Source organism: Rhodococcus sp. Q1 (genome assembly GCF_004153645.1).
Lineage (GTDB): Bacteria > Actinomycetota > Actinomycetes > Mycobacteriales > Mycobacteriaceae > Rhodococcus > Rhodococcus gordoniae.
The window spans coordinates 855,242-881,487 of record NZ_SDMJ01000001.1; the positions used below are offsets into that span (position 1 = coordinate 855,242).

The following is a 26,246-nucleotide window of genomic DNA, read 5'->3' on the forward strand; positions in this document are numbered from 1 at the left end:
ACAGCCCGGTATGGCAATATGCGCGTCCGCTCGCCGCCGGGACGCACAGACAGTCGATCTTCGTCGCCTGCCGGGATCGTCCCGTTCCACGTGATCCTGCTCTGTCCGACTCCGCCCCGGCACGGCACACTGATGCCCGATGACCATCACCACCGACCGGAACCGCAGCGTGAGCGGATTCCTTCCGGCACTCGAAGGGATGCGCGGGTTCGCCGCAGTGGGCGTGTTGATCACGCATGTCGCGTTCCAGACCGGCGCAGTGCACGACCCGCTGATCGGGCGGGTCTGGGCACGTCTCGACCTCGCAGTCGCCCTGTTCTTCGCCCTGTCCGGCTTCCTGCTGTGGCGTCCGCATGCTGCGGCGGCCCGCGGGCTCGGGCCGACCCCCTCGGCCGCTCGCTACTTCCTCTCCCGAGCGACCCGCATCCTCCCCGCCTACTGGACCGTCGTGGTCCTGGTGTTGTGGCTGCTGCCCGGCGCGGGAGGCGGAATCACGGTGTGGTGGTCGAATCTCGCGCTCGCGCAAGTGTTCGTCCCACTCACCCTCACCGAGGGCCTCACCCAGATGTGGAGTCTGTCGGTGGAGGTGGCCTTCTATCTGGTTCTGCCCCTGCTGGCCGTGGCGGTGAGCGGACTGCGCGGGGACGCCGCCCGCTACCGTGTCCCGCTGCTGCTCGCGGTGAGCGGACTGTCGCTGTTGTGGGCGTGGGTGCCGGTCGGCACTCCCGATCACATCAACCACACCAACTGGCTGCCGGGCTTCCTGCCCTGGTTCGCGGCGGGCATGATCCTCGCCGAGCTCGTCTCCGGACCCGAGACGTGGATGCACCGGCTCGCGGCGCGGCGCGCGGCGATGGGACTGCTCGCCGTCGCCGCCTTCGCGGCTGCGGCCACCCCGCTGGCAGGACCGGAGACGCTGACCGACCTCTCACCGGCCGAGTACCTCGCCAAGATCGCCCTGGGGGCGATCATGAGCTTCGCGCTGCTCGCCCCGCTGACCCTCGCGCCGCGCCGGCATCACCGCGTCCTGGCGAGCCCGGCCGCGCTGGCGGTCGGCCGCTGGTCGTACGGCGTGTTCATCTGGCACCTCGCGGTGCTGTCGATCGTCTTCCCCGTGTTCGGGATCCCGGCCTTCGCGGGCCACTTCTGGTTCGTGCTCACGGTGACGATCGTGCTGAGCCTGGCCGTCGCCTCCGTCAGCTACGCGCTCGTCGAGGAGCCGGTGCGGGCCGCCTTCCACCGCTGGGACAGGGCCCGGCGCGGCACCGCTGCCAGACCGACCGCGACCACACCGACGAGCGCCGCGAACTGAATCAGGAACGAATGCCCGACGTATCCGTCGGGTGATCGCCACGGTCCGGTGGACAACAGCGCCATCGCCAGCATCGTCGCGCCGCCGGCGGTGCCCACGAGCACGCGCGACACGAGAGTGGGGCCGCGACGCAGCGCGAGCGCACCGATCCCCACCGCGCCCACCGCCGCGACGACGGCACCGACCCATCCCGCAAGGAGCGTCGCGGCGGCCAGCACACCGGCCAGCGCGACGGTCGACGAACCCCAGGTGCGCGGCATCGGGCCCGGGTCCTCGGTGCGCCGACGGGGCCACAGTGCCGCCGCGAACAGCGGGAGGAGCAACAGCAGTCCGCCGAAGATCCCGAGGCGGTACCAGCGGTCGGTCGCGAACTCGAGGGTCAGCACCTGTTCCGGTCCGGCCGGCACGATCCAGCCCTGTTGCCAGCCGTCCACGACGACCGGCGTGGCCACGGTGCCGTCCGGAGTGCGCGCCACCCAGCCGACATTGGTGCTCTCGGGCACCACCACGAGCCGATCCTCGTCGCCTTCGGGAACCGTCACCTCACGCAGGTTCTCCGTCCAGCGACCCTTCTGCAGTTCGGTCGGCTCCGCAACGGGCGCGTCGGAACCGGGGACGGTGAGCCGCAGGCTCGAGACGACGAAGGCCGCACCGGGCTCGACGTCGATGTCGACGCGGCCGGGGTTCATGCCGACGACGTCGGTGTCGCACAGCGTCGCAGGAACCTCGAGGCCCGCGGCGAGGTCGGCGACGCTCGCGGTGACGGACGTGCGGTAGCTCCGGCCCTCGATGTCGACGACGGGTCCGCTCTCGCAATCGACGGTCACCGTCTCGTCGTAGACGGACTGCTGCGCCCCGATCGGCCCGTCGTCACCGAGCACCGACACCTCCGCGAGCCCGGGCGGGGTGAGCTTCGAGAAACCCAGCACGGTGCGATCGAGGGTGTCGCGCCACCGCACCACCGTCAGCTCGACCCGGTCCGTGACGTGCGGGGTCAGGTCGACGACCGTGTCGTCGTCGCCGAGCTCGCGCACCTGCGGGCCGTTGCCGAGATTCACCGCGACCGTCGACGGTGCGACCGGCAGTGCTCCCAGTGCCGACCTGATGTCCAGCCCGGTCACGCGGTGCTCGCCGGGCAGTTCCAGGGTGAGCGACGGCCGCGGGGCACCCCGTTCGAGCGAGCTCTCCTCGGCGGTCCACGACGTCCGCGGGTCGCCGTCGGTGAGCGCGAAGGCCGACCCCTGCAGGTCGACGACGTCGGCATCCCCGCGCGCGACGACCCGATCGGACCGGTCCACGAGCTCCTCGAGCGCCGGCCCGGGGCGCGCACGCAGGAACAGCTCCGGACGCACCCACGTCTCCTGCGGCACGGTCGGGCTTCGCGTGAACGTTCCGGGTTCCTCCGCGGAGGTGGCGAGCCCGCGCGCGCAGCGCACGCGGTCGCCGGTGTCGACGCAGCTGCCGCGGCCGGGGAACTCCTGGCCGAGCTGCCATCCGCGCACCGTGGTGTCCTCGGCCGGGCCCGGCACCACGATGCGGCGACGGATGTCGATCGGGCGCGGTTCGTTCCGGTCGGTGAAATCCTCGACGACCACCTCGGTGAGACCGAACTGGTTGCCGACCGTGCCGCGTTCGGTGTGCACGGACGTGATGCGGATCCACGACGTCGTTCCCAGCGGGAGTGCCACGGTCTGCTCGCGTCCCGGCTCGCCGACGCGCACCGCCGTGCTGCCCCGGTCGGTGGACACCTCGAGCCACTCGACGGGATCGCCGAGGGCTCCGGAGCTCGTCGTCAGGTGCAGCAGACCCGCGTCGATCGGCCGGTCGAGGTCGAGCTGCAGCCACTGGCCGATCGCCGATTCGAGACCGTTGCTGTGCCAGCCGGTCGTGGGGTCGCCGTCGACCACCGCAGCGGGGCCGCTGGCCACCGAGGTGCCGCCGAGCTGGGTGGCGTCCGATGCCGCGCTCGACACGCTGATGCGGGCGCCTTCCCATTCGGCCCGGACGAGCTCGGTGTCGGGCACCGGATAGTCGGGAACGGCGTTGTGGGTGCGGCGCGGGTCGTCGGCCGCCCGGATCGTCGACGAATGGTGATCGACCTGCCCGTAGTCCGTCTCGCGGTCCGTCGGGGTGTCGGTGATCGTCACCCCGTCGACGGGAAGACCGGCGCGGGCCGCGTCGGCGGCGAGGAGCGTGGGCCCGACGAAATCGGGGTGCGCGGTGTTGCGGCGCAGCAGCGCCTCGGGGCCACCCTGCACGACCGGCGCGTCCGCGACGTCCACGGCGTAGGGACCGAAGGGCGCCCCGGCGGGCTCGGCGACCCGGTAGATCTCCACTGCCGGGTAGACGGGTCGCAGGTCGGCGTCGGTGACGAAGTCGTCGGGGTTGTCGAACACGATGTCGTCGCCGAACCCGGCGACCTTCTCGATGCCCGGCGAGCCCTCGAGCGCCCGGTGCACGAGTGCCGGTCGCGCGGCGGGGGAGGTGTCGGGATCGAGGTCGTTGCGCACCACCAGGAAGCCGATGCCCTGGCCGCGCAGGGTCGCGGCGAGGCCGTCGGACGGACGACCGTCGGCGATGTCGCGCTGCACGGCGTCGAGTGCCCGGATCGCTCCGGGGGGCACGAGCGGGACGGCGTCGCGGACGGCCCACGGCGTCGACGCGAGGGCCTGGAGCGGTTCGTCGCGGGTGAGGCCCCACAGTTGGCTGCCGAACGGCGCGCCGGGAACGATGAGGGCGCGTTCGCCGCGGTCGGTCGTGTTCTCCTCGAGCCACGCCGCCGTGGCATGCCAGTATCCGGGGACCTCGTCGTACGCACCGCGCGGCGCGAGCCGGCCGGTCCACGCGAGCGACGTCGCGAGCGTCGTCGCGACGAGGATCAGCGTCGTCACCGCGACCATCGGATTGCGTTCGGGATGCGCGAAGGCGTTCCGGGCGCGGGACCACGGCACCGACCCCGGCAGGGGCACCGCGCGCAGCAGGTGCGCGAGCCCGAGCACCACCGGCAGCCGCACGAGGGGTTCGAGTTTGTGCACGTTGCGCAACGGCGCGCCGGTGCTGTCGAGGAACGACCGGACCTGCTCGGCGAACAGCGAGTCGAGCTGACCGACGTAGCCGACGCCCATACCGACGAGACCCACCGCGAGGATGAGGATGAGGCGACCGCGCGCGGGCATCGAGCGCATCGCGAGACCGGCGAGCCCGGCCGCGGCCAGGGCGCCGGTGACGAGGACGGCGGCGGGCTGCGTGACGAGGACGGCACCCGCGATGCGTTCGGGGGAGACGAACGGTGTCCAGCTGCTGGTGCCGCGCAGCACCTCGGCGAGCGACGTCCACTCGGTGGTGACACCGGACGATTCGATGAAGTCGAGGAAGGGCGGGCTGACGCGGCCGAGCAGCAGCAGCGGCACCATCCACCACGTCACCGCGACGACGCACAGCGGCAGCCACCACAGGGTGAAGCGCCACCAGCGCCGGTTCGGGCGGTGCGCGGCCCACCACAGGCCCGCGACGAGACACGCCGCGGCGGTCGCGACGGCGTTGATCGCGCCCATGAGGGCGACGGCCATCGCGGATTGCGCGGCGAGCCGGCGGGCAGAGCCGGGATCCGGCGTGTTCAGGTAGCGCACCAGCGGCAGCAGCACCCACGGCGCCACCATCATCGGATGTGCTTCCGACGAGATGGAACCGAGCGTGGTGAGGACGCGGGGGGACAGCACGAACACCGTCGCCGCGATCAGGCGGGAGCTACGGCTCCCGATGCCGAGTGCTTCGGCGAGGCGGACGAGACCCCAGAATCCGGCGACGAGCAGCAGCACCCACCACACCCGCTGGGTGATCCACGGAGGGATGTGCAGCAGTTGTCCCGCGGCGAAGAACGTGCCGTGCGGGAAGAAATAGCCGTACGCCTGGTTCTGCACCTGCCCGAGCGGCGCCACGCTGCTCCACTGGTGAGCGGCGCGCGTGAGGAAGCCGATCGGGTTCTGCGTCAGGTCGTACTTGGTGTCGGCGACGACCAGGCCGGGAACCTGGGCGAAGGACAGGACCACCGCCACCGCGGTGACTGCGTACAGCCACCGCCGGGACAGCGGTTCGGCGGACGGGAGCTCCGTCTCGTCTCGGTACGTGCGTGAACTCGAAGCGTTGCCGGCGCCGTCAGCGGCTGCCGTACTCAACCTGGTTCAGGAGGGACGAATCGGCGTTGCCACTGCGATCGATCTGAGGGCGCGAATTCTCCTGTACGGCGGCCGTCACGCCGAAGACCGCCACGGCGCCGAGTACGGCACCGACGACCACGCTACCCAGGCCCGGTCCCAGGAACTTCCCCATTCCGTCTCCCCATCTCCAGTGACGCAGGCAGTCATCGCCGGACGCCACGCTGTCTATCGGTCCGCGCCAAACTATCACCCCGCACGGCGTTCGCGGACGGTGCGAGCCTCCGAGGTGATCTTCGCGCTCGGCGGGGCGCTCTACACGCCCAGCACACCGAGCAGCGTACGCAGTTTCGCGGTGGTCTCGTCGAGTTCGGCGAGAGGGTCGGAATCGGCGACGATGCCGCCTCCGGCCCAGGCCACGGCACGCCGGCCGTCGGAGCTCAGCTCCGCACACCGGATGGCGACGAACCAGTCGCCGTCGCCCTGCTCGTCGCACCAGCCCACCGCGCCGCCGTAGAAGCGACGGTCGCCCTCGACCCCGGAGATCACGTCCAGCGCGGCCTCGGTGGGGGTGCCCGCCACGGCCGGGGTCGGATGCAGCACGTGGGCGAGGGTGAGCGCGTCGGTTCCGGGGTCGCGGAGGGTGCCCGTGATCGGGGTGGCGAGATGCCAGACATCGGGTGTCGCGGTGAGTTCGGGCTTGTCGGGGATGTCGAGGTCGCTGCACAGCGGCGCCAGCCGTTCGCGGATCCGGTCGACGACGTAACCGTGCTCCGCGAGGTTCTTGCTCGACATCAGCAGTTCCTCACCGGCACGACGGTCCTCGTCCGGGTCGGCCCGGCGCGCGGCGGTGCCGGCGAGCGGACGGCACGTGACGGTCTCACCGTGGCGGCTCACGAGCAGTTCGGGGGTCGCGCCGACCAGTGTGTGCCCCCAATAACGTTCACCCGCCGCACTCAGGTCCAGTGCGTAGGTCGTCGCATCGGGGTGACGTTCGATCATGCGCGCGGCGAGAGCGAGCGGGTCGAGAGGTTCGTCCGCCTCGAGCGCGACCCGCCGGGCGGCGACCACCTTCTCCAATTCTCCGAGCGACAACCGCTCCACGAGCCGGCGCACCCGTTCGACGTGCACCCGGGGCAGGGGGAGTTCGGCGGACACCCGTACCGGAGGCAGTTCCGGCAGGTCGGGTGGGGCCTGCCACGGACCCTCGGTGATCTCCACGTCGTCGGGCTGCGCGAGGGCCACCGGACGGTGCGGCGAGAACGGCAGTGCACCGACGACGAGGGTCGCCTTACCGCTCCGGAGTGCGCGCGTGGCGGAGTGGACGTCGTCGAAGAACCGGCGGGTGCCGGTGGCGTGCACCGAGCGTTCGGCGCGCGAGAGCAGGAATCCGTCCATGGTGGATCGACAATATCCCTGCCTGCACCCGGCGCCGGTGACCCGGTGCGGGGCGTCAGCGCCCCGGCGGCACGATCAGGACCGGCCGGTGACTGTGCCGGAGCACGTGGTCGGCCACCGACGATTGCAGCAGCGAACGCAGGCCGGTGGTGCCGCGGGTGCCGGTGACGATGATGTCGACGTCCAGTTCGTCGGCGGTCTCGATGATCGCCGACCACACCGCGTTGACGACCTCGACGGTGCGGCCCTCGGCGTGCAGACCCGTCGAGCGGGCCAACTCGAGACCCTCGTCGTTGGTCATGCGCGCGTCGGACAGTGCCACGTCCTCGCTGTCCTCGTCGGGCACCCAGTCGGGCTGCATGACACCGGACAGGCCCGACATGCGGGCGGCCTGCCGGACCATCGGTTCCCAGGCGGTGACGACGACGGCGCGGCAGGATTCGAGGAAGCGGCCCGCATACTGCACGGCGCGCTTCGAGTTCTCGGAACCGTCGTAGGCGATGAGGATCAGATCTGCGCCCACCGCGTACCCCCTGGATCGGATTCGGATGTTCGGGTGCACCTTAACCTGCCGGGACGTCCGTGGGGGAGGTTCGAGCTGTGGGTCCTCGAGGTTCGTCCGCTACCGTCGGCACCATGCGGATCCGTCACACTGTCGCCGCCGTGCTCGCGGTCGCCCTCACCACCGCGGGATGCGGTTCGTCCGACTCGGGCGACGACCCGGGCGAGGCGACGTCGAGCTCGGCGACGGCCTCGTCCACGACTACCGCGACCACCACCGAGGCGACCGCGGCCGCGACGTCGGCGACCTGCGGCGACGAGTTGCTCGCCCGGCTGACCCTGCGGCAGAAGCTCGCCCAGCTGCTCAACGTCGGGGTCACCGGTGCGGCCGACGCGCAGGCGATCGTCGAGTCCGAGCAGATCGGCGGCATCTTCATCGGCAGCTGGACCGACGCGTCGATGCTCTCCGAGCGTCTCGTGCCGCAGGTGGCCGCGCAGAGTGCGTTGCCGCTCATGGTCACGATCGACGAGGAGGGTGGCCGCGTGTCGCGCGTGGGCGCGCTGTTCGGTCCCGATCCGTCCGCGCGGGAGACGGCGCAGACGATGACGGTCGACGAGACCTACCGGATGGCATTCGAACGAGGACAGGAACTGAAGTCGCTGGGTATCACGGTCGACTTCGCGCCGGACGTCGACGTGAGCAGTCAGCCCGACGACTCCGTCATCGGCGACCGGTCGTTCTCCGACGATCCCGAGATCGTCTCGCAGTACGCCGGTGCCTACGCGCGGGGACTGCTCGACGCCGGAATCATGCCGGTGCTCAAGCACTTTCCGGGTCACGGCTCCGCCTCCGGGGATTCGCACACCGGTGCGGTGACCACCCCGCCGATCGAGCAGCTCCAGCAGAGCGACCTCGTGCCGTACCGCAGCCTGGTCTCGCCCGAGGTGGGCGTCATGCTCGGGCACCTCGCCGTGCCGGGGCTGACCGACGGGCTGCCCGCGAGCATCAGCCCGGCCGCGGTGGACCTGCTCCGCTCGGGTGCTTACGGCGGCCCCGCCTTCGACGGCGTGATCTTCACCGACGACCTGTCGGGAATGCGTGCGATCACCGACACCTACGACATCACCCAGGCCGTCGAGGCCGCGATGGTGGCGGGTGTGAACCAGGCGCTGTGGTTGACCACCGCCGAGGTGCCCGCCGTGCTCGACCACCTCGAGCAGGTCGTGGCGGACGGCACCCTCTCGCCCGAATGGGTCGACGAATCGGTGCGGACGGTGACACGCGCGAAAGGCGCTCTGGACTGCTGAAACAGTCGGGTTGCTTCGGCGGCAGGCTTCCTACCGTAGAGTCAGAACTTCATTCGAGGAGTCCGGGAGGAGTCATGGCGGGCGGAACCAAGCGGCTGCCGCGTGCAGTGCGCGAGCAACAGATGCTGGATGCCGCCGTCGAGGTGTTCTCCGAACACGGTTTCCACAACACGTCCATGGACGCGATCGCAGGGCGGGCATCGATCTCCAAGCCGATGCTCTATCTGTACTACGGGTCGAAGGACGAGTTGTTCGCGGCGTGCATCGCCCGCGAGGGGCAGCGGTTCGTCGAGGCATTGACCCCGGCGGGCGATCCCACGCTCGCGCCGCGCGAACAACTGCGGGTCGCGCTCGAGTCGTTCCTCGGCTTCGTCGACGAGCACCGGCCGTCGTGGATGGTTCTGTACCGCCAGGCGCTGTCGCAGCAGGCCTTCGCGCCGCAGGTGCAGGGCAGCCGCGACCGGCTGATCGAACTCACCGCGCACCTGCTCGAATCGAGCACGCGCGATCCGGAACCCGGCACGAACTACACGATCATGGCCGTCGCGCTCGTCGGGGCCGGTGAGGCGGTCGCCGATCGCATCGCCGGCGGTGAGATCGACGTGCAGCAGGCCGCGGATCTGCTCGAGAATCTCGCCTGGCGCGGACTCGCGGGCCGCAAGCGTTCCGACCGGTTGCACTGATCTTTCCGGGCGAAACACGTTCGTGTACTGAAGGATTCGGGCGGGACGGAACGCCCCCATCGCGTCCCGCCCCACCCGAAATCTCGGTGCTTTCCCGTCCTACCGCACGGTGGCGGTCAGATGCGGGTAGTGCTTCTTCGGATGCCGCAGCGCGAGATCCCATCCGCCCGCGGCGTACTGCGCGTACAGGCTCAGCGACGACGGCAGCAGGACGGGCTTACCGAAACGCACGGTGTAGGTGACCTTCTCGGGGATGCGTCCCTCGACGGCCGACAGGGCCGCCGCAGCACTCCACATGCCGTGGGCGATGGACGTGGGAAATCCGAATGCCTTGGCGCCCAACGTCGAGACGTGGATCGGGTTGCGGTCGCCGGAGACCGCCGCGTAGCGGTCGATGATCTTCCGATCGACCCGCAGCGTGGAGGTGGGGACCGGTGGGATCTCCTCCTCCTTCGGCTCCGGCTTGGGCTGACCCGACAGCGACGTGCGCTGCTGGTGCAGGAAGGTCGACGTCTGCCGCCATACGAGTTCGCGCCCGACGTTCACCTCGCTGACGAGATCGGCCAGCAGGCCCTTGCGGTGTTCGCGCATGTTCTCCGCGTGCACCGCGATGTCGAGCGGTTCGGTGACCGAGACCGGCCGGAACTGTTCGATCACGTTCTCGGCGTGGACGGAACCCACGGCCGCGAACGGGAAGCCCTTGGACACCATCAGTTTCATCACGAGCGGGAACGTGAGGACGAACGGATAGGTCACCGGCAGCGTGTCGCCGAAACGCAGCCCGCACACCTTGGTGTACTCGGCGAGATTGTCGGGATCGACCTTCAGCGAGCGCAGTACCAGGACGTCGTCGGGCAGGCTGTCGCCCGACGCACCCACCACGGGCAGTGCTCCGAGCACGGCCCGGCTGTAGATGTCGAAGGTCGACGGCAGCGAGGACAGTTCGATCCGTGCCATCTAGGCCCCCAGCATGGACTGGCCGCACACGCGTACGACCTGCCCGGTCACGGCGCTCGACGCCGGGTTCGCGAACCACGCGACGGTCTCGGCGACGTCGACGGTCTCACCGCCCTGCTGCAACGAGCTCATCAGGCGGCCGGCCTCGCGGGTGGCGACCGGGATGGCAGCCGTCATGGCGGTCTCGATGAAACCGGGGGCGACGGCGTTGACGGTGATCTTCTTGTCGGCGAGGACCTCGGAGGTGGCCTGGACGAGGCCGATGACACCGGCCTTGGACGCGCCGTAGTTGGTCTGGCCGCGGTTACCGGCGATACCCGCGATCGAGGACACGTCGATCACCCGTCCGCCTTCCTTCAGCGCACCCTTCTCGACGAGCACCTCGGTGATCTTCTGCGGGGCGATGAGGTTGACGGCCATCACGGCGTTCCAGCGGGCGGCGTCCATGTTCACCAGCAACTTGTCGCGGGTGATGCCGGCGTTGTGGACGATGATGTCGGCGCCGCCGTGCCGCTCGAGCAGGTGCGCGGCGAGCTTGTCGCCGGCGTCGGGTGCGGTGACGTCGAGTGCGAAGGCGGTACCGCCGACCTTGTTGGCGGTCTGCGTCAAGGCGTCGCCGGCTGCCGGGACGTCGGCGACGACCACGGTCGCGCCGTCGCGGGCGAGCACCTCGGCGATCGTCGCGCCGATACCGCGGGCCGCGCCGGTGACGACGGCGACCTTGCCGGCGAGTGGACGCTCCCAGGACTCGGGGGCGGTGGCGTCGCCCTCGCCGATACGGATCACCTGGGCGTCGACGAAGGCCGACTTCGCCGAGAGCAGGAAGCGCAGCGTCGACTCCACCCCGGCCAGGCCGGTGGCCGCCTCGGGGGAGACGTAGACGAGCTGCGCGGTCGCGCCGCGACGCAGTTCCTTGCCGACGCTGCGCGTGAAGCCCTCGAGGGCGCGCTGGGCGATGCGCTCGTCGACCGATCCGGCTTCCTCGGGCGTGGTACCCAGCACGACGACGCGGCCGCTCGGGGCGACATTGCGCAGGGCGGGCTGGAAGAACGTGAAGAGCTGTTCGAGGCCCGCGGGATCGGTGATGCCGGTAGCGTCGAACACGAGAGCGCCGAACTTCGTGTCGGACGGCTCGGCGAACGTGTAGTCGCTCAGGAGGGTGCGGATCGGTTCGACCAGGCGGCCGTTGCCGCCGAGCAGCACAGGGCCGGGCAGCGCGGGCTCACCGGGCTGGTAGCGCCGGAGCTTCTCGGGCTGTGGCAGACCGAACTGCTTGGCGAGGAATGCTCCGGGTGCGGACGAGATGAGCTGGGCGTAGAGCTTGGGTGCGCCCTTGGCTTCGGCCACGATTCCACCTTCTTCGATTCGGTCGTCGGTGCAGTGTTCGACAGCAAGCGTGTTCGACAACAAACTTACCCGTGAGTAAGAATAGTAGCCAGAATTCGAATCCGTCCGAAACCGGGAGACACCAGTGACCACCAAAGCCCGTTCCACGCAGCAGCGCCGTGTCGCCGTTCTCGGAGGCAACCGGATCCCGTTCGCCCGGTCCGACCGCACGTACGCGCGCGCGTCCAACCAGGACATGTTCACCGCCACCCTCGACGGCCTCGTCGGCCGTTTCAATCTCCAGGGCGAGCGGCTCGGCGCCGTCGTCGGCGGTGCGGTCCTCAAGCACGCCCGCGACTTCAACCTCGTGCGCGAGAGCGTGCTCGGCAGCGCGCTGAGTCCCTATACCCCGGCCTGGGATCTCCAGCAGGCATGCGGCACCGGTCTGCAGTCGATCATCGCGGTCGGCGACGCCATCGCCGCGGGACGGATCGAGGCCGGTATCGGCGGCGGCGTCGACACCACCTCCGACGCCCCGATCGCCGTGAACAACCAGCTGCGTGAGTTCCTGCTGTCCCTGAACCGGGCCCGCTCCACGGCCGACCGGGTCAAGCTGCTCGGCAACGTCCGCCCGTCGATGCTCGGCATCGAGATCCCGCGCAACGGCGAGCCGCGCACCGGCCTGTCGATGGGGGAGCACGCCGCGATCACCGCGAAGGAGTTCGGCATCGCCCGCGAGGCGCAGGACGAACTGGCCGTCGCGAGCCACCGCAACATGGCTGCCGCCTACGACCGCGGCTTCTTCGACGACCTCGTCACCCCGTTCCTCGGGCTGACCCGCGACGACAACCTGCGTCCCGATTCGTCGGTGGAGAAGCTGTCGACGCTGAAGCCGGTCTTCGGCAACAAGCTCGGCGACGCCACCATGACGGCCGGCAATTCGACGCCGCTCACCGACGGCGCGTCGGCTGCGCTGCTGTCGAGCGAGGAGTGGGCCGCCGAGCGCAAGCTGCCGGTGCTCGCCTACCTCGTGGACTCCGAGACCGCCGCGGTCGACTACATCCACGGCGGCGACGGTCTGCTCATGGCCCCCACCTACGCCATCCCGCGTCTACTGCAGCGCAACGGCCTGACTCTGCAGGACTTCGATTTCTACGAGATCCACGAGGCGTTCGCCTCCGTGGTGCTCGCCACGCTCCAGGCGTTCGAGTCGGAGGAGTACTGCAAGGGCAAGCTGGGCCTCGACGCACCGCTGGGATCGATCGACCGCAGCAAGCTCAACGTCAACGGCTCGTCGCTGGCGGCCGGCCACCCGTTCGCCGCGACCGGCGGCCGCATCGTCGCCTCGCTGGCGAAGATGCTGCACGAGAAGAAGCAGGAGACCGGAAAGCCCGTCCGCGGCCTGATCTCCATCTGCGCCGCAGGCGGACAGGGTGTGACGGCGATTCTGGAGGCCTGATCGACCCCCTCGGAGATCGTTGAGCAAAAAAGTTCCGTTCGGTGTGTAACGCTCTGCGACGGACCGCGATAGACCCAGCGACCCCGCGCTGCTGCCTGACCCCCGACCTGGTAGCAACGCGGGGTCTTCGCATTCCGGCCGCAGCCGTGCCGAACAGGCGCACTACCCTTGACAGCAGGTAGTTCGGCGCGCGGATTCGACGGCGCGCCCGACTTTGCGAAAGGATCTGGGTGAGCGGCAGCAACGGGACCGACGACTCCCATCACGAGCACGACGACGCACGAACCGAGAATCTCGGTCCGTCGTCGGAGTCCGCTCGTGAGGACGGGGGTGCGTCGGCCCCTACCGAGCGTTTCGAAGCGGTCGATCCTCACCGGCAGGTGGCCGAGCCGACGGCGAGTGATGGCACGGAGCCGACGGCGAGCGATGTTCCGGAGCCGACGGCGAGCAGTGTTCCGGAGCCGAAGGCGAGCGATGTTCCGGAACCGACGGCAGAAGCTGAGGCACAGCAACAAGCTTCCGGCGACTCCCGGAGCGAGAACGAGAATGCGGATCAGGCCCGCACCGACGTTGCAGACGGACCCGCGACCGAGAACGTCCCTCCTTCGGAGGCGCCCACCGCGGTCATCCCCGTCGTCGCGCCCGCGAACCGGGCACCGGGTGACGGATCGTCCGCCGCCACCGAGCGCGTCCACCGCTCGCCGGCGGAGCAGAGCCAGGGACAAGGACACCCGCCGCAGGGCGATCAGCCGACCCGGCAGATGCAGGCGGGACCGCCGCCACAGGGTCCGCCTCCCGTCACTCCTCCGCCCACGGGTGGTCCGGGAGGGGACGGGGACGAGCCGAGCACGCGGGGGTCGAATCTGCCCCGGCGGACGATCGCACTGGTCGTCGGCGGGGTCGTCGCGCTGCTCGCCGTGCTGTACGTGGCCGATCTCGCGATGTCGTCGGGCAAGGTCCCGCGTGGGGTCACCGTCGCGGGGGTCGAGATCGGCGGGATGTCGCTCGACGCGGCCGAGGCGGAGCTCACCGAACAACTGACGCCGCGGCTCGACGCTCCTGTGGACGTCACCGCCGGCGACACTCGGGGACAGCTCGTGCCGTCGGAGGCCGGCATCGGTATCGATTGGCCGGCGACCCTCGACAATGTGGGTGCGCAGCCGCTCAATCCGTTCACGCGATTGGCGTCCTTCTTCGGGAACGACGAGGTAGGCGTGGTCTCCACGCGCGACGAGGCCGCCCTCTCGGCGGCCATCGAGAAGGCAGCCGCCGCCGCTGCGCACGAACCGCGCGAGGGCAACATCGTCTTCGAGGACGGCACACCCGTCCCGGTGACGCCGCAGCCCGGTCAGCAACTCGACGTCGCTGTCGCGGGCGACGTCTTCGCCGAGCGCTGGCCGTCCGGCAACGTGTCGCTGCCCGTCGAGAGCGTCGATGTCACCGTCACCCGCGAGGGCCTCGACCGGGCGCTCGCGGAGGTCGCCGTCCCGGCTGTGGCGCAGGACCTGGTCGTCCGGGGACTCGACGGGGCCATCGGTGTGCTGCCGCGTGATGCGGTGGGCGCCGTCCTGTCGTTCGTGCCCGACGGGTCGGGGGGACTCGAACCGCAGTACGACACCGAGGCCGCGATCGGCATCCTCGCGCCGCAGCTCGCGCCGTCGGAGACCGAACCGAAGGATGCGCGGATCGTCCTCGACGGCGGTCGTCCGACGATCGTGCCCAGCGAGACCGGTGAGATGGTCGACTGGCCCGTCACTCTGGAGAAACTGCCCGACCTGCTGAAGCAGGAGGGCGACCGCAGCATCGACGCGGTGTACAAGAAGGCCGAGCCGAAACTCACCACCGAAGGTGCCGAGAAGCTCGGCATCAAGGAAGTGGTCGCGGAGTACACCACCGGTGGGTTCGAGTACGCGTCCGGTGTGAACATCCGCTTGGCGGCGCAGGAGATCAACGGCGCCATCGTCGAGCCCGGGGAGACCTTCTCCTTCAACGATTACACCGGACCACGTGGTGCGGCGCAGGGTTACATCGAGTCGGGCATCATCGAGGCCGGACGTCCCGGCAAGGCCGTGGGCGGGGGCATCAGCCAGCTCGCGACCACCCTCTACAACGCGACCTACTTCGCCGGCATGGAGGACGTCGAGCACACCGAGCACAGCTACTACATCTCCCGGTACCCGGCCGCGCGTGAGGCCACGATCTACGACGGCGCGATCGACCTGAAGTTCCGCAACCCGTTCGACACGGGTGTGCTGATCCAGACGATCGGCACCAGCTCCGACATCACGGTGCGCATCTGGGGAACGAAGACGGTCGACGTCCAGTCCGTCACCGGCAACCGCACGAACTACACCTCGCCCAACACCATCACGCTGCCCGCCGGCCCCTCGTGCATTCCTTCGAGCGGCGCGCAGGGCTTCACGGTCACCGATACCCGGATCGTCACCGATGCCCGGACGGGTGCGCAGATTTCGAACACGACGCGCACGGTGCGTTACGACCCGGTCCCGGTCGTCAAGTGCGTCAGCCCCGAGCCGGAGCCGAGCGACGAGCCCTCGGGCGGTGAAGACGCTGCGGCTTCCGGCGACGCCGAGGCGGATGCACCCGCGCCGGCACCGCAATCGCCTGCGGCCGGGGAACCCGCGACGGGCGGCCCCGAGGAGGAATAGCGGACGTTCTCGAAATGTGGGGAGGTTGTGTGCGGTTCCGGTGAAGGACTCGCACACAACCTCCCCCTTTTTTTCGTCACTCGGGGAGCTGCGCCGCGTCGGGGTTCTCGCTCTTCCCGAACCCCACTCGGGCTTCTACTCTGGGTGCACGACAACCGTGCGACGGATTGTGGAGACCACGATGTCCCGGTCGGCTGAAAACGTTCCGCCACCTCGACCACGCTCGGACCCGGCCGAGGCGGATCACGATGCTGTGACTCCGCCACCTGCTCGCCGAGCCGCCCCGCGAGTGCTCGAGAGCGCCGTCGGCATGGTTCGTCTGCTTCGCGCACGACGGCTGCACAATCCCCGTAGGAATGTGGGGCAGCGGGTGCGGTTCGCCGACGGCAGTAGCGCTGTGGTGTATCGCGAGACCCGAGTGGACGACGGCAGAGCAGACGACCCGGCCCTACTGGTGGTCGGATTCGTCCTGCGCGGCATCCGCGGTCCCGGTCATCGCGCCTTTCGGCTGGAGAGCTGGCTGAACATTCCGATGTTCGTCGGGTTCCCGGGATTCCGCTCGAAGCTGTGGATGACGCACGACGAGCACGGCTGCTATCGGGGCATCTACGAATGGGACGGCGCCGAGCGGGCCGCTTCCTACGTGCGCGCCTTGAGTTGGGTACTCGGGTTGGTCAGTGTCACCGGCTCGATCAGGGCGCACATCGTGCCGGGAGTGCACCGCGACGAGGCACTGAGCCGCCCGGAACTGTTATCGGGTTCGCACGCAGAGAAGACGAAGACGTGGTGGCAGCCCACGGCCCCGGTCGGCCTGCGCTGAACCGAGTCGACATCCTGGTCGTCGGGGCCGGTCCCGTCGGTGCCGCGGTGGCGCTGCATGCCCACAGGCACGGTGCCGGCGTCTGCGTGGCGGAGCGTCGCACCGAGTTGCAGCGGCCCTCCCGCTCGATGCTGTTGTGGTCGCGCACGCTGGAATCACTGCACCGGCTGGGGGTCGTCCACGAACTCGAATCGCGGTCCCTTGCGCGACTGCGCACACAGCTGCACCTCGGCGAGCGGACGGTCGACGTCGCGCTCGCCGATTTCGCGGTACCGGATCGGTTCCGGCAACCGCTGATGGTTCGGCAGGCGTTCCTCGAATCGGCACTGCACAGGGCAGTGGCCGACGGTGGAGTTCCCTTGCTGACGGGCGCCGAGCTCGACGGATTGTGGAACGACCGGGACGGGGTTCTCGCCCGGTTGCGTACCCGTGGCGGGCACCGATACGTGCATTGCCGGTTCCTGGTCGGTTGCGACGGGGCGGACAGCACGGTGCGCCGCTCGATTCGGATCCCGTGGCACGGTCACACCTATCGCGAGGAGGCGGTACTCGCGGATCTGGACCTCGAGGATCTGTCCCCGACCACGGCTCACATCGGGGCGGGCCCTGCCGGCATCGGCTTCCTCTTCCCGGAAGGGGAGCACGAAGCGCGCTGGCGGCTCGTCGCCACCCGGGCCGCGACCGGAGACGACGTCCCGCCGGGACGCGACGGGCCGCCGGTCTCCGTGTCCGAGATCCGAACCGTGCTCGAGGGAGCGAATCTTCCGGGGCGAGTGGGCGCGGCAGCGTGGTCGACACGCGTACGGTTGCAGCGCGCTCGGGCGGCCCGATTCCGGTCGGGTCCGGTATTTCTTGCAGGGGACGCGGCCCACGTGTTCTCACCTGCCGGCGCGCAGGGAGTGAACACCGGGCTGCAGGATGCCGCCAATCTGGGATGGAAGCTTGCTGTCGCGTGCGGCGGTTCGACCGATCCGGAGCGTCTGCTCGCATCGTACGACGCGGAGCGACGGCCTGTCGCCGACAAGGTCGGCACCCTTACCGAGCTGATCCTGCACGCGGAAGGGGATTCGCGACTGCCGTTCCGGTTCCTCCGTACCGCCGTGCTGCCGGCGGTGGCCCCGGCCGTGCCCACCCTCTTGCGGCTTCATCTGCTCACCGCGACGGCGGGCGCGACGCTGTCGCAGGACTGGGTTTCGTACCGCGCCGGCCCGATCACCGAAGGACATCGGTGCCGCGGGGCCGGCCGACTGCAGGCGGGCGACCCGCTTCCGGACATCGAGGTGGTCACCCGAGGACGAGCGAGGCGGGTGCACGACCTGACCTGCTCACCGGGTATGCACGTACTGCACGGCCCGGCAACACTTCTGCACCCGGTATCCGGGACGGTGCCGGTGACCTGTCATCCGATCGACACATGGCCGCCGCGCCGGATTCTCGCCGTCAGACCGGACGGATACATCGGCTACCGCGACGACTCCGGTGATCCGTCCAGCCTGGATCGGTGGCTGCGCACGGTAACGGGTACGGCCGAGCCTGCCGGGGCAGGGCGGCCCGGCCGATGACGACGGCCGCTGCGACCCTCTTGCCGAGAGTCGCAGCGGCCGTTCGCGCTACCGCGGTGAGCGGTTCGATCAGAACGCGGCTTCGTCGAGTTCCATGATGTCGAGGTCGACGTCGGTGATGATCTGACGCGCGACGCTCAGCTCGGGCAGCACGTTCTTGGCGAAGAAGGACGCTGCCGCGACCTTGCCCTCGTAGAACGCCTTGTCCGCGGCGTCGGTGCCGGCATCGAGCGCACCGAGGGCGATCTCGGCGTGCTCGAGCAGCAGCCAGCCGATCATCAGGTCGCCGAATGCCTCGAGGAATCGGACGGAGCCGAGGCCGACCTTGTACAGCTCGGTGGGCTGTTCCTGCGCACCCATGAGGTACTGGGTGAGCGTCGCGACCATCGTCTGGGTCTCGCCGAGCGCGGTGGCCAGGAGCGTGCGCTCCTTCTTCAGACGCTGGTCGGCATCGTCGCGCTCGACGAACTTCTTGATCTCACCGGCGATGTGGGCGAGCGCCACGCCACGGTCGCGAGCGATCTTGCGGAAGAAGAAGTCCTGCGCCTGGATGGCCGTGGTGCCCTCGTACAGCGAGTCGATCTTCGAGTCGCGGATGTACTGCTCGATCGGGTAGTCCTGCAGGAAGCCCGAACCGCCGAGGGTCTGGAGCGAATCCTTCAGGTACTGGTAGGCCCGCTCGGAGCCGCAACCCTTGACGACCGGCAGCAGCAGGTCGTTGATGCGGTGCGCGAGAGCGGCGTCGGCACCCGAGACCTGCTCGGCGACGACGTCGTCCTGGTGCGCCGCGGTGTACAGGTACACGGCGCGCAGGCCCTCGGAGTAGGCCTTCTGCATCGCCAGCGAACGCCGCACGTCGGGGTGGTGCATGATCGACACGCGCGGCGCGGTCTTGTCGGACATCTGTGTGAGGTCGGCGCCCTGGATGCGCTCCTTGGCGTAGTCGAGGGCATTGAGGTAGCCGGTCGACAGGGTCGCGATGGCCTTCGTGCCGACCATCATGCGGGCGTGCTCGATGACGTCGAACATCTGCGCGATGCCGTTGTGGACCTCGCCGACGAGCCAGCCCTGAGCCGGAACGCCGTGGCCACCGAAGGTGACCTCGCAGGTCGCGGAGGCATTGAGGCCCATCTTGTGTTCGACGTTGGTGACGAACACGCCGTTGCGCTCGCCCATCTCGTCCTTCTCGAAGTCGAAGTGGAACTTCGGGACGAAGAACAGCGACAGGCCCTTGGTGCCGGGGCCGGCACCCTCGGGGCGGGCGAGGACGAGGTGGAAGATGTTCTCGAACAGGTCGTCGGAGTCGGCCGAGGTGATGAACCGCTTGACGCCCTCGATGTGCCAGGAGCCGTCGTCCTGCTTGATCGCCTTGGTGCGACCGGCGCCGACGTCGGAACCGGCGTCGGGCTCGGTGAGGACCATGGTGGCGCCCCAGCCGCGCTCGACGCAGGTGGCGGCCCACTTCTTCTGCTCATCGGTGCCGTTGTCGTAGAGCACGCCTGCGAAGGCAGGGCCGGCCGCGTACATGAAGGCCGCGGGCTGGGCGCCGAGCATCATCTCGTTGACGGCCCACAGGAGGCTGCGCGGTGAGTCGGTGCCGCCGAGCTCCTCGGGGATGCCCATGGACCAGTAACCGGCGTCCCACCAGGCGCGGAACGACTTCTTGAACGGCTCGGGAAGCGACACCGAATGGGTCTCGGGATCGAAGACCGGCGGGTTGCGGTCGGCGTCGGCGAAGCCTTCGGCCGCCGGCCCCTCGGTCAGTGCCTTGACCTCGGCGAGGATGCCGCGCGCGGTGTCCTCGTCCAGGTCGCCGAACTTGCCTGCTTCGAGGACCTTCTGAATCTTCAGGAACTCGAACAGATTGAACTCGAGGTCGCGGAGGTTGCTCTTGTAGTGGCCCATGTCGTCCGTGTCTCCCAGTGTGGTGCGGTCCAGCCGGCTTCAAGTACCGCCCAAGTTATTACTCGTCGGTAACATCTCTATGTTACTCGTCAGGCAACTAACTGCCAAGGGGCGGTTTCCGTGCCACGACGAGCGCGTCGATCGCCGTTCCCGCGTCGGTTTCCCGATAGCGCCGTTCGGCAATCATGATGTCCAGTCCTCCGTCGATTTCGTCGACGAGATCCGTTGGTGTGTAGAGAATTTCCTTGTCCTGCGGTCCGCCCACGCCGTCGTCGGGATTTGTTGCGTCGTGCCCGAGAAATATGAGCATTCCTTCAGGTTTCAGCGCATCGACGGCGCGGTCGAGAAGTGCCTTCCGCTGTGGCGGAGGGAAATGAAGGAAGACCGAGAGAATCAAGTCATATTCGCCGTCGAACGAGTCGGCCGTCACATCACCCCGGACGTAGTGGAGCCGGTCGCGCGAGCGGGACGGTGCCTGTGCGGCGATCCGGCGGGCCTTGTCGAGGGCGACCTCGGAGAAGTCGACACCCACGACTTCCCAGCCGCGCGTCGCCAACCACAAGGAGTGGCGGCCTTCGCCGCAGCCGAGGTCGAGGGCCCTCCCGTGCGGTAGTGACGCCACGTGTTCGACGATCACCGGATTGGGCGGCGTGCCCCAGATCATGTCCGACGTCGCGTACTTCTCGTTCCATGCCTGTGCATCCATGCCCGCGACGCTAGCCCCGCGTCGTGAACGGGACCCCTACTTGCGGTGAGGGTCACGGAAGCACATCGTCGGGGTAGCGCTGTGACGAAATCGTGACCTGCGATATCGTGGACCGGATGCGATGTGCCGACACGCGGTGCGTCGAGGAGGAGGAGTTCGTCTGATGGGTGCACAGATCGCTGTCCCCGCCCCGCTGAGGAACAGCGTGCTGCTCGGTCTGGGTGTGCACCGCCCCGAGCGCATCGTCACCAACGACGAGATCTGCGAGCAGATCGACTCGAGCGACGAATGGATCCAGTCGCGCTCCGGCATCAAGGAGCGCCGCTTCGCCGAGCAGCATCCGAAGGAATCGGTCGTCGACATGGCGACGAGCTCCGCCGAGCAGGCCCTCGCGGCTGCCGGCCTCACCGCTGCGCAGATCGACACGGTGATCGTCGCGACCTCCACCTACCCCTACCAGACCCCGCAGGCCGCGGCGCTCGTCGCCGACCGCATCGGCACCGGCGGTGCCGCGGCGCTCGACATCCAGGCCGGCTGCGCGGGCTTCTGCTACGCCCTCGGCGTCGCTTCCGATCTCGTGCGCGCCGGAACGGCCGAGCACGTGCTCGTCGTCGGTGTCGAGCGCATGAGCGACACCACCGAGCCCACCGATCGCTCCGTGCGCTTCATCTTCGGCGACGGTGCCGGTGCCGTGGTCGTCGGCCCGTCCGACGAGGTCGGTGTCGGCCCCACCGTCTGGGGCTCCGACGGCTCCCAGGCCAACGCGATCCGGCAGGAACCCGACTGGGTCGACTTCGCCACCAACCCGAACCAGAAGCGTCCCTGGATCATCATGGAGGGCACCGCGGTCTTCCGCTGGGCCGCCTTCGAGATGAGCAAGTACGCCCGGCAGATCGCCGACAAGGCCGGCGTGGCCCTCGAGGACCTCGACGCGTTCGTCCCGCACCAGGCCAACCTGCGCATCAACGACGTCATCGTCAAGCAGCTCGAACTGCCCGAGACCGTCGCCGTCGCCGACGACATCATCGAGACCGGCAACACCTCCGCCGCGTCCATCCCGCTGGCGATGGAGAAGATGCTGCGCACCGGCCAGGTCGAGGTCGGATCCACCGCGCTGCTCCTCGCGTTCGGTGCCGGCCTGTCCTATGCGGGCCAGGTCGTGAAGATGCCCCCGCTCGCGAAGTAGGAAGCAGCGGTAGCAGTACGACTCGGTAGCAGTATCGACATATGGCGAGTATTCGCACGTCGTCCGTTCCCCGTTGGGTCTGGATCCTGTGCTTCATCGTGGTCTCCGTGGCCGTCGTCCTCCTCGAACCGATGGGGGACGACGAGCCGGGCGGTACCGGCGGGGGCACGGTCGAGAACCCCTCCGAAGCCCTCGAGGCGCTGGCGGCACTGCCCGTCCGGCCCGCCGAATCGCAGAGTGGCTACGACCGCTCACTGTTCGGCTCGGCCTGGACCGACGAGGTGACCGTCGACCTGGGGCGCAACGGCTGCGACACTCGTAACGACATTCTCCGGCGCGACCTCGTCGACGTCTCCTTCGAGTCCGGGAAGAAGCAGTGCACCGTCACCGCCGGCACCCTCGAGGACCCGTACACGGGGAAGACGATCTCCTTCCGTCGCGGGATCGACACCTCGTCCGCCGTGCAGATCGACCACGTCGTCGCCCTGTCCGATGCGTGGAAGAAGGGCGCCCGCCATCTGGACGATCAGGAGAAGCGGAATCTCGCGAACGATCCGCGCAACCTGATCGCCGTCGACGGCCCCACCAACCAGGGCAAGGGCGACTCCGACGCGTCGGAGTGGCTGCCGCCGAACACCGCCTTCCACTGCGAGTACGTCGTGCGGCAGATCGAGGTGAAGACCGCCTACGAACTGTGGGTCACCCAGGCGGAACACGACGCGATGGCGCGGATCCTTGCCTCCTGTTGATCCCGCCTCCTGCTGATCACCCCTGACGCAGTGCCGCGACGATGTCGTCCTCCGACATCAGTACATGCGCGGCCGCGGGGCCGAGCGGTACGTAGCTGTCCCGGGAGGTGACCCGGGTGATTCTGCCCGGCCACTCATCGTCGACGAGCGCCGCGACGACCGCTTCGGCCACACCTCCGCTGCGACGTGTCTCGTCGGCGACCACCACCCGCTCGAAGCGACGGACGTGTTCGAGCAGCGCGGTCGTCGGCAGCGGCGACAACCATTGCAGGTCGAGGACGGTCGCCGCGACTCCCGCGCGACGGACGGCACGCAGACTCATCGGCACCCCGTTCCCGAAGGTCACCACCAGCACGTCGCGCCCGTTGCCGTAGGTGCACACCGATCCCGGTGGGAGCCCGGCGGTGTCGGGAACCTGCTGCCACAGTCCGTCGCCGTCGTCGTACAGGTCGCGCCCGTGGTACAGCGCGATCGGCTCCAGGTACACGCACACCCGGCCCTCCTGACGGGCCAGCTCGACGCACGTACGCAGCAGGGCGCCGGCCGTGGCGGGTGAGCTCGGCACGGCCAGCACCAGACCCGGGATGTCGCGGAGGACGGCGACGGAATCGTCGTTGTGGAAGTGCCCGCCGAAGCCGCGCTGGTAGGGCAGGCCCGCGATGCGCACGACCATCGGATTGCGGTACCGCCCGTCGGAGAAGAACGCCAGGCTCGCCGCTTCGCCGCGCAGTTGGTCCTCGGCGTTGTGCAGATAGGCCAGGTACTGGATCTCCGGGATCGGCAACATGCCCGCGACGGCGAAGCCCAGTGCGGTGCCGAGGATCGTCTGCTCGTCGAGCAGGGTGTCGAACACGCGCAGGCGTCCGAAGCGCTCCTGCAGTCCTCGGGTGACGCCGTAGACCCCGCCCTTGGCGCCGACGTCCTCCCCGAACACGCAGGCGTGGGGGTCCTCCTCGAGGAGCTGCCCGAGCGTGCGGGTCACGGCCCGGGCGAGGGTGAGCGGTTCGTCGGCCGGATGCGGATCGTCGTCGACGTGCACGAGCTCGGATTCCAGCGGGCGCATCACCTCGGCGGCGGTCGCCAGTCGCGGCGGCCTGCTCAGTGAGTCCGCGACGGAGTCGACCTCGGCCCGCATCCGTTCGTACCGGTCGAGAACCCCTGCAGCATCGAGCACTCCACGCGCGACGAGTTCGCGGGCCGTACCCACCAGCGGGTCCCGTTCGTGATCGGCGGCGAGATCCGACGGATCGCGGTAGGCCGACTCGACGTCGGAACCGGCATGACCGAGGAAACGCACAGCCCGCACGTGCAGCAGGAGCGGAGCCCGGGTCGTACGCACCGTCTCCACGGCATCGGTTGCGGCAGTGAGCATCCCCACCGGATCTGCTCCGTCCGCCGATCGGTACTCGATCCCCGGATACGACGACAGCGACCGCTCGAGCCAACCGGGCGGGGTGGGCACGCTGATGCCGAGTCCGTTGTCCTCGCACACCAGCAGCAACGGCAACGGCAACCCGCGATGACGGCAGTAGGCGGCCGCGTTCAGAGCGCCGGCGGCCGTCGAATGGTTCGCCGAGGCGTCGCCGAAACTGCACACCACCACCGAATCCCACGGCCAGGCCGCGTCGAGCCCGAGACGCCGCATCCGCGGCAATGCGAGGGCCAGGCCCACGGCGCGCGGCAGGTGCGAGGCGATCGTCGACGTCTGCGGCAGGATGTTCAGCGCGGCGTTGCCGAACACCTTGTGCCGACCGGCCGAGATCGGATCGAGCGTGGACGCCGCGCATCCGGCGAGCACGTCGCGGATCGGGGTGCTGCCCTCGGCGAGCGACGCGCGAGCCGCGTAGAAGCCGCCCGAACGGTAGTGCAGCAGAGCGGGATCCGTCACCCGGGTGCACAATCCCAGTGCGGCGTTCGATTCGTGGCCCGCCGACGCGATGGTGTAGAAACCCTCGCCACGTCCTTGCAGGGTGCGGGCCGCGGCATCGAGGTGCCGCGACTGCACCTGGGCGTCGAAGTACCGCACCAGCAGGTCGTCGCCGACCCGCCGGTCGGCCGGCCGTGACGGCGGTGCGTGCCCGGGCAGAGCGCGCACCGCGGTGACGAAACGGTCGTCGAGTTCGTCGGCGGCGGTCACCCCTTCTTTCTACGCCCCGATCACCTCGGAAGGAGGTGGATCGGACCCCCGTCGTTCGGGAACGGCAACGACGTGAAGTTCATCGGCGCGACGTAGTCGGCCGGCACGTGCCAGCGGAAACGCAGCAGCAGATGGTGCAGCACCGTCTTGATCTCAACTCCCGAGAAGTGCATGCCCAGGCACCGGTGCGCGCCGCCGCCGAAGGGCGCCCACGCGTACTTGTGCACCTTGTCCTCGCGGCGCTCCGGCGAGAAACGTTCGGGATCGAAACGTTCCGGATCGGGCCACAATTCGGGCATGTGGTGGGAGAAGTGCATACCGAGATCGAGGAGGGTTCCCTTCGGGACGAAGTGGCCGAGGATCTCGGTGTCCTTCGCCGCGCGTCGCACGACACCCGGCACCGGGGTCACCAGCCGCTGGCACTCCTTGATCACCAGGTCCAGCGAGGTCGGTTCGTCGAGTCGGTCGACACCCGGCGTGGTGGTGCCGAGCGCGTCGGATTCCTCGCGGCAGCGTTGCTGCCATTCGGAGAACTGGCCGAGATACTGCATCACCGTCGACAGGGTGATCGTCGAGGTGTCGTGGGCCGCCATCATCAGGAAGATCATGTGGTCGACCACGTCGTCGTCCGAGAACCGTTCGCCTTCTTCGGATTCGACATGGCAGAGCACCGAGAAGATGTCGTCGCCGTTCCCCGCGCGACGCGCGGGGAGATAGTGCCGGAAGAACTTCTCGAGGCGCGCCCTGCCCACGATGCCGCGACGCCACCGCGTGCCCGGCAGCGGGTAGCGCACGATGGCGGTGGCCGCCTGCACACAGCCGATGAAAGCCCGGTTCACTTCCTCCATTTCGTGATCGGACGAGCCTTCGGCGCCGCCCATGAAGATCTCCGTCGCGAGCCCGAGGGTCAGTTCCTTGAGCGCCGGATACGCGCGGAAACCCTCGCGCGGGATCCAGCCGTCGAGGGTCCGTTCGATCGACGGGTGCATGCGGTCGGTGTAGAGGGCGAGGCGGTCGCGGGTGAACGCCTGCGACATGATGCGGCGGTGCGCGGTGTGCTCGTCGCCGTCGAGCAGCATGAGTCCGCGGTCGAAGAACGGCCCGATCAGGGCGCGCCAGCCCGGTCCGTTGAGCAGTGCGCGGTCGCGGTTCTGCAGGGCCGCGCCGACGGCGTCGGGTCCGAGCAGGACCACCCACGGCCGTCCGGCGAAGCGGAACCACGACACCGGGCCGTGCTCGCGGTAGCGATGTGTATATGCCGCAACGGGATCGCGCATGTATTTCAGCGCGTATCCGACGTAGGGGAGGCCGCTGTCGCCCGGAACGGGAGCGAGGCCGGGAGGTGGGGGAGCAAGCATCTTCGTCACGGGCACATCTCCGGGTGGTCGGATCCGACGCCGGCTGTAGTCGGATT

19 protein-coding genes are annotated in these 26,246 nt (G+C 69.2%); 9 read left to right on the forward strand and 10 right to left on the reverse strand.

Annotated features, from left to right (window positions below; all coding sequences use genetic code 11):
* Positions 1 to 139: 139 nt before the first annotated feature.
* A complete protein-coding gene (locus tag EQ874_RS04085) occupies positions 140 to 1,312 on the forward strand; it encodes an acyltransferase (protein ID WP_129975712.1) in 1,173 nt (390 codons plus the stop codon).
* Here the strand turns inward: EQ874_RS04085 and EQ874_RS04090 are convergent.
* The 4 genes from EQ874_RS04090 to EQ874_RS04105 all read right to left on the reverse strand — a co-directional run bounded on the left by EQ874_RS04090 (position 1,201) and on the right by EQ874_RS04105 (position 7,387).
* The gene (locus tag EQ874_RS04090; protein WP_129975714.1) at positions 1,201 to 5,487 is read right to left on the reverse strand and encodes an alpha-(1->3)-arabinofuranosyltransferase; all 4,287 of its coding nucleotides are present in this window, start codon (positions 5,485 to 5,487) and stop codon (positions 1,201 to 1,203) included. The genes EQ874_RS04085 and EQ874_RS04090 overlap by 112 nt on opposite strands.
* The gene (locus EQ874_RS04095; RefSeq protein WP_006552672.1) at positions 5,468 to 5,641 is read right to left on the reverse strand and encodes a DUF2613 domain-containing protein; all 174 of its coding nucleotides are present in this window, start codon (positions 5,639 to 5,641) and stop codon (positions 5,468 to 5,470) included. The genes EQ874_RS04090 and EQ874_RS04095 overlap by 20 nt, the downstream gene beginning before the upstream one ends.
* Positions 5,642 to 5,781: 140 nt before the next feature.
* On the reverse strand, positions 5,782 to 6,864 hold the full coding sequence (locus EQ874_RS04100; RefSeq protein ID WP_129975716.1) for an isochorismate synthase: 1,083 nt from the start codon (positions 6,862 to 6,864) through the stop codon (positions 5,782 to 5,784).
* 55 nt (positions 6,865 to 6,919) lie between these two features.
* A complete protein-coding gene (locus EQ874_RS04105; protein ID WP_064063504.1) occupies positions 6,920 to 7,387 on the reverse strand; it encodes a universal stress protein in 468 nt (155 codons plus the stop codon).
* Between the two features lie 113 nt (positions 7,388 to 7,500).
* Here EQ874_RS04105 and EQ874_RS04110 point away from each other — a divergent pair, with 113 nt between their 5' ends.
* Both EQ874_RS04110 and EQ874_RS04115 read left to right on the forward strand, forming a co-directional pair.
* Complete coding sequence (locus tag EQ874_RS04110; RefSeq protein WP_129975718.1) at positions 7,501 to 8,673, forward strand: glycoside hydrolase family 3 N-terminal domain-containing protein; 1,173 nt, start codon at positions 7,501 to 7,503, stop codon at positions 8,671 to 8,673.
* Between the two features lie 74 nt (positions 8,674 to 8,747).
* Positions 8,748 to 9,356 (forward strand): TetR/AcrR family transcriptional regulator, encoded by a 609-nt coding sequence (locus EQ874_RS04115; protein ID WP_016932524.1) that lies wholly within the window; start codon positions 8,748 to 8,750, stop codon positions 9,354 to 9,356.
* Between the two features lie 99 nt (positions 9,357 to 9,455).
* Here the strand turns inward: EQ874_RS04115 and EQ874_RS04120 are convergent, their stop codons facing one another.
* Positions 9,456 to 10,313, reverse strand: a complete 858-nt coding sequence (locus tag EQ874_RS04120; RefSeq protein ID WP_129975720.1) for a MaoC/PaaZ C-terminal domain-containing protein — start codon at positions 10,311 to 10,313, stop codon at positions 9,456 to 9,458.
* Positions 10,314 to 11,660 carry a 3-oxoacyl-ACP reductase gene (locus tag EQ874_RS04125; RefSeq protein ID WP_064063574.1) on the reverse strand — a complete coding sequence of 449 codons (1,347 nt, stop codon included), beginning with the start codon at positions 11,658 to 11,660 and terminating at the stop codon, positions 10,314 to 10,316.
* A 124-nt stretch (positions 11,661 to 11,784) separates the two neighbouring features.
* Here EQ874_RS04125 and EQ874_RS04130 point away from each other — a divergent pair, with 124 nt between their 5' ends.
* The 4 genes from EQ874_RS04130 (at position 11,785) to EQ874_RS04140 (ending at position 18,149) form a co-directional block, all read left to right on the forward strand.
* The gene (locus tag EQ874_RS04130) at positions 11,785 to 13,098 is read left to right on the forward strand and encodes an acetyl-CoA C-acetyltransferase (RefSeq protein WP_129975722.1); all 1,314 of its coding nucleotides are present in this window, start codon (positions 11,785 to 11,787) and stop codon (positions 13,096 to 13,098) included.
* 230 nt (positions 13,099 to 13,328) lie between these two features.
* Entirely contained in the window at positions 13,329 to 15,767 is a 2,439-nt protein-coding gene (locus EQ874_RS04135; protein WP_207213468.1) for a VanW family protein, read from the forward strand.
* Between the two features lie 310 nt (positions 15,768 to 16,077).
* Complete coding sequence (locus EQ874_RS23030; protein WP_242496627.1) at positions 16,078 to 16,587, forward strand: hypothetical protein; 510 nt, start codon at positions 16,078 to 16,080, stop codon at positions 16,585 to 16,587.
* Positions 16,551 to 18,149, forward strand: coding sequence for an FAD-dependent monooxygenase (locus EQ874_RS04140; RefSeq protein ID WP_207213469.1), 1,599 nt, complete (start codon positions 16,551 to 16,553; stop codon positions 18,147 to 18,149). Before EQ874_RS23030 ends, EQ874_RS04140 begins: the two co-directional genes overlap by 37 nt.
* A gap of 69 nt (positions 18,150 to 18,218) precedes the next feature.
* Here the strand turns inward: EQ874_RS04140 and EQ874_RS04145 are convergent, their stop codons facing one another.
* Entirely contained in the window at positions 18,219 to 20,054 is a 1,836-nt protein-coding gene (locus tag EQ874_RS04145; RefSeq protein WP_016932654.1) for an acyl-CoA dehydrogenase, read from the reverse strand.
* Between the two features lie 97 nt (positions 20,055 to 20,151).
* The gene (locus EQ874_RS04150; protein ID WP_064063510.1) at positions 20,152 to 20,760 is read right to left on the reverse strand and encodes a class I SAM-dependent methyltransferase; all 609 of its coding nucleotides are present in this window, start codon (positions 20,758 to 20,760) and stop codon (positions 20,152 to 20,154) included.
* A 163-nt stretch (positions 20,761 to 20,923) separates the two neighbouring features.
* Between EQ874_RS04150 and EQ874_RS04155 the strand changes: the two genes are divergently transcribed.
* Positions 20,924 to 21,946 (forward strand): beta-ketoacyl-ACP synthase III, encoded by a 1,023-nt coding sequence (locus tag EQ874_RS04155; RefSeq protein WP_129975726.1) that lies wholly within the window; start codon positions 20,924 to 20,926, stop codon positions 21,944 to 21,946.
* A 41-nt stretch (positions 21,947 to 21,987) separates the two neighbouring features.
* Complete coding sequence (locus EQ874_RS04160; protein ID WP_129975728.1) at positions 21,988 to 22,695, forward strand: HNH endonuclease family protein; 708 nt, start codon at positions 21,988 to 21,990, stop codon at positions 22,693 to 22,695.
* Between the two features lie 16 nt (positions 22,696 to 22,711).
* Here EQ874_RS04160 and EQ874_RS04165 read toward each other — a convergent pair whose 3' ends face one another.
* Together EQ874_RS04165 and EQ874_RS04170 are read right to left on the reverse strand one after the other, a co-directional pair.
* Complete coding sequence (locus tag EQ874_RS04165; RefSeq protein WP_129975730.1) at positions 22,712 to 24,832, reverse strand: thiamine pyrophosphate-dependent enzyme; 2,121 nt, start codon at positions 24,830 to 24,832, stop codon at positions 22,712 to 22,714.
* 20 nt (positions 24,833 to 24,852) lie between these two features.
* Positions 24,853 to 26,199 (reverse strand): cytochrome P450, encoded by a 1,347-nt coding sequence (locus EQ874_RS04170; RefSeq protein WP_129975732.1) that lies wholly within the window; start codon positions 26,197 to 26,199, stop codon positions 24,853 to 24,855.
* Positions 26,200 to 26,246: the final 47 nt, after the last annotated feature.

Excerpts from the sequence above, each read along its gene's own strand:
- EQ874_RS04085 (WP_129975712.1), top strand. The coding sequence starts at position 140 with ATGACCATCACCACCGACCGGAACCGCAGCGTGAGCGGATTCCTTCCG.
- EQ874_RS04095 (WP_006552672.1), bottom strand. The coding sequence starts at position 5,641 with ATGGGGAAGTTCCTGGGACCGGGCCTGGGTAGCGTGGTCGTCGGTGCC.
- EQ874_RS04100 (WP_129975716.1), bottom strand. The coding sequence starts at position 6,864 with ATGGACGGATTCCTGCTCTCGCGCGCCGAACGCTCGGTGCACGCCACC.
- EQ874_RS04110 (WP_129975718.1), top strand. The coding sequence starts at position 7,501 with ATGCGGATCCGTCACACTGTCGCCGCCGTGCTCGCGGTCGCCCTCACC.
- EQ874_RS04115 (WP_016932524.1), top strand. The coding sequence starts at position 8,748 with ATGGCGGGCGGAACCAAGCGGCTGCCGCGTGCAGTGCGCGAGCAACAG.
- EQ874_RS04120 (WP_129975720.1), bottom strand. The coding sequence starts at position 10,313 with ATGGCACGGATCGAACTGTCCTCGCTGCCGTCGACCTTCGACATCTAC.
- EQ874_RS23030 (WP_242496627.1), top strand. The coding sequence starts at position 16,078 with ATGGTTCGTCTGCTTCGCGCACGACGGCTGCACAATCCCCGTAGGAAT.
- EQ874_RS04145 (WP_016932654.1), bottom strand. The coding sequence starts at position 20,054 with ATGGGCCACTACAAGAGCAACCTCCGCGACCTCGAGTTCAATCTGTTC.
- EQ874_RS04150 (WP_064063510.1), bottom strand. The coding sequence starts at position 20,760 with ATGGATGCACAGGCATGGAACGAGAAGTACGCGACGTCGGACATGATC.
- EQ874_RS04155 (WP_129975726.1), top strand. The coding sequence starts at position 20,924 with ATGGGTGCACAGATCGCTGTCCCCGCCCCGCTGAGGAACAGCGTGCTG.
- EQ874_RS04160 (WP_129975728.1), top strand. The coding sequence starts at position 21,988 with ATGGCGAGTATTCGCACGTCGTCCGTTCCCCGTTGGGTCTGGATCCTG.